Source organism: Frigoribacterium sp. RIT-PI-h (assembly GCF_001297205.1).
GTDB lineage: Bacteria > Actinomycetota > Actinomycetes > Actinomycetales > Microbacteriaceae > Frigoribacterium.
Map to the genome: position 1 here is coordinate 1 of NZ_LHOZ01000097.1, position 3458 is coordinate 3458.

General features: G+C 73.9%; 3 protein-coding genes. 2 read left to right on the forward strand and 1 reads right to left on the reverse strand.

All coding sequences use genetic code 11. From position 1 onward, the window contains the following. Nucleotides 1–547: 547 nt before the first annotated feature. Entirely contained in the window at nucleotides 548–1477 is a 930-nt protein-coding gene (locus tag AEQ27_RS14565; RefSeq protein ID WP_054147326.1) for an aldo/keto reductase family oxidoreductase, read from the reverse strand. Nucleotides 1478–1665: 188 nt separating this feature from the next. On the opposite strand from AEQ27_RS14565, the gene AEQ27_RS14570 reads away from it, so the two are divergent. Further along, entirely contained in the window at nucleotides 1666–2085 is a 420-nt protein-coding gene (locus tag AEQ27_RS14570; protein WP_152970397.1) for an SRPBCC family protein, read from the forward strand. A gap of 144 nt (nucleotides 2086–2229) precedes the next feature. Further along, nucleotides 2230–3228 carry a LacI family DNA-binding transcriptional regulator gene (locus AEQ27_RS14575; RefSeq protein ID WP_054147328.1) on the forward strand — a complete coding sequence of 333 codons (999 nt, stop codon included), beginning with the start codon at nucleotides 2230–2232 and terminating at the stop codon, nucleotides 3226–3228. Nucleotides 3229–3458: the final 230 nt, after the last annotated feature.

Sequence of the window (3458 nt, forward strand, 5' to 3'; positions counted from 1 at the left end):
CCCCGCCACCCCCCCCCCCCGTAAACAACCCGCCACGCAAAAGGATGGCGGTTTGTTTACCTCGTGGCGGCGAGCGGGGGGGGAGGGGATGAGGATGCGGACCGACGGGCGCCGCGCAGCCCGGCGCCGCGGCGCTGCGCTGTGCGGGGCCCGATGCTGCGCCGCGCAGTTCACCCCGCCACCCCGCCACGAAGTGGTCAACCCGCCACGAAAAAAGATGGCGGGGTGACCACTTCGTGGCGTCGTGTCCACTTCGTGGCGGCGAACGGGGGAAAAGGAAGGGGGGCGGACCGACGGGCTCAGCGCAATGCAACGCGGCGCAGCGCAGCGCAGCCCGTCGCCCGGCGCAGCGCAGCGACGGGCGCAGCCCAGCCCGTCGCCCGGCGCAGCGCAGCGACGGGCGCAGCCCAGCCCGTCGCCCGGCGCAGCGCAGCGACGGGCGCAGCCCAGCCCGTCGCCCGGCGCAGCGCAGCGACGGGCGCAGCGCAGCCCGGCGCCCGGCGCCCGGCTCCCGGCGCCCGGCGCCCCAACGTGCCAGCCCGGCTCGCTACGGCAGCGTGTGCCCGGCCGCCGTGAAGAGCCGGTACCACTCGGGCCGGGTCAGCGGCACGTCGGACCCCGCGGCGCTGTCGCGGAGGTGTGCCACGCTCGTCGTCCCGAGCACGACCTGCATCTCGGCCGGGTGCCGGGTGATCCAGGCCACCGGGATCGCCGACGGCGGCACGTCGTACGTCGTGGCGAGCTCGTCGATGACGTCGTTGAGCTCGGGGTAGCCGTCGCGGTCGCCGAGGAACACGCCGTCGAAGAAGCCCTTCTGGAACGGCGACCAGGCCTGCAGGGTCATGTCGTTCAGACGGCTGTAGTCGAGGATGCCGTTGTCGCGGTCGACGGACTGGGCGGGCCCCGCCATGTTGGCCGCCACGCCCGCGGCGATCAGCGGCGCGTGGGTGATGCTGAGCTGCACCTGGTTGACGATCAGCGGCTGCATCACGCTGCGCTGCAACGGTTCGACCTGGGCGGGCGTGTGGTTCGAGACGCCGAAGTGGCGCACCTTGCCGCTCGCGGGCAGCTGGTCGAAGGCCGCGGCCACCGCGTCGGGCTCGACGAGGGCGTCGGGCCGGTGCAGCAGCAGCACGTCGAGACGGTCGGTGCGCAGGGCGGCGAGCGAGGCGTCGACCGACTCGAGGATGTGCTCGGTCGAGAAGTCCCAGAAGCCGTCGCGGATGCCGACCTTGCTCTGCAGCTGGATCGCGTCGCGCTCGGACGAGGTCAGGGTGACGGCGTCGCCGAAGCGCTGCTCGCAGTGGTGGGGGTGGTCGCCGTACACGTCGGCGTGGTCGAAGAAGTCGATGCCGAGGTCTCGGGCCTCGGCCACGAGTTCACGGATCGCGTCGTCGGTCATGCCCGAGATGCGCATGAGCCCGAGGACGATGGTCGAGGCGGGGCGGTCGGTGGTGGGTAACGTCGTCGTCTTCACGCGGCCAGTCTGCTCTCGTCCGGCGTCCTCGGGAGTCGACCCGCGCCTCCTCGGGGGACGGTCAGGAGGCGCGGGGCGCCTGGGGAGGACCCGTCCCGTCGTTCGCGCCCTCCGTTCCGAATGCCCGGCATGACCGTCACCGCGAGCGCGAGCACCGCGCGCGTCGCCGCCGCTCCCCTCGACCGGGCGTGGAGCATCGGCACGCCGCTGACCCCCGTCGGGTTCTATCCGCGGGCGGGGGGATCCCGGCCGTCGTGGCCGTCCACGACCAGTCCGGCCCGTGGGACGGCGCCGGTCAGACGCGCCGACTCGAGCTGTCGGACGGCAGCAGCGTGGTCGAGAGCCTGGTGCGCGTGGAGCCCGACGGGGTCTTCGTCTACGAGCTGAGCGAGTTCACGGGGCTGCTCGGGCGGCTGGTGACCGGCGGCCGTGCCGACTGGAGCTACCGGGCGACGCCCAGCGGACGCACCCGGGTCGACTGGACCTACTCGTTCTTCGCCCGACCGGGGCGTGGGGCGATCGTGCGCGGCATCGTCCGCTTCGCCTGGGCGCCGTACATGCGGCGCGTGCTCGTCGGCATCACCCGCGAGATCGAGCGCACCGCCTAGTCGGACTCGCCCACACCCCAGGAACCCGCCCACACCCCGGGAACGCGCCGACACACCCGTGCGCGCCGGTGGGTCTCGGCGACTTCGTGGGGTCTCGCGCATCCGACACCCCGGCGGGGCACGAGGCACCGCTACCCTCGGGACATGAAGGACGCCACGATCTACGACGTGGCGAAGCGCGCGGGCGTCTCGCACCAGACCGTCAGCAGGTTCCTGCGCGGCTTCGAGGGCATCCGTCCCGCCACCCGCGAGAAGGTCGAGCAGGCACTCGCCGAGCTCGAGTACCGCCCCAACTCGGCGGCCCGCTACCTGCGCCTGCAGCGGACGAACCGCATCGGGCTGCTCGCCGACAACATGCAGCAGTCGGGCCCCGCCCGCACCATCGCCGGGGCCACCGAGGCCGCACGCTCGCTCGGCTACGTCACCGACATCGTGTCGATGGACGGCGTCGACGAGCGCTCGGTCGACGACGCCCTCGACCTGATGCTCGGGCAGCAGATCGCCGGCATCGTCGTCACCGCACAGACCGCGGTCGCCCGGTCGGCGCTCGAACGCCGCGCGATATCCGTGCCCGTGGCGCGCGACTTCGGGCTGATGGTCGAGGGCACCACCGAGTCGATCAACGAGCACGCGGGCCGGGTCGCGGCCGAGCACCTCGCGAGCCTCGGCCACCGCCGCGTGGCCTACGTCGCCGGGCCGGAGCAGTGGCTGGCCGCCCGCGAGCGCGCCGACGGGTTCCACCGGGCCACGACCGCGTCCGGAGGCGCGGTGACGGTCACCGACGTCGGCGACTGGTCCGCGGCGGCCGGCTACGACATCGGCCTGCGGCTCGCCGCCCGCACCGACGACTTCACCGGCGTCGCCGTCGCCAACGACGCCATGGCGATGGGGTTGCTCGCCGCCCTCGCCGCCGAGGGGGTCTCGGTGCCGCACGAGGTCAGCGTGGTCGGCAACGACGACACCCCCGAGGCGCGGTTCATGGTGCCGTCGCTGTCCACCGTGGCGCTCGACTTCGGCTTCGAGGGGGCGCACGTGATGACGTCGCTGATCGCCCGCATCGAGGGGCGGAGCCCCGACACGGCCAGCCGCCTGCCGGTGCCGTCCCTCGTGGCGCGCGCCTCGACCGCACCCGCGCGCGGCTGACGCCCCGGGGCGCGGGCCGACCCGCGCCTCCTGGTCGCCCGTCCGCCGCCGCGCGCTCGACCCGACCCGCACCTCCTCGTCGCCGGTCCGCCGCCGCGAGCGTCCCGACGTGCCGAACCCGACCGGCGGTGACCTGTCAGGCGAGCACATCCCGACAACTCGAGCCCGACACGCCGCTCAATTCCGCGCAGGAGTCCGAGCGAGCCCCCGACTGTCGCGATTTGCACATC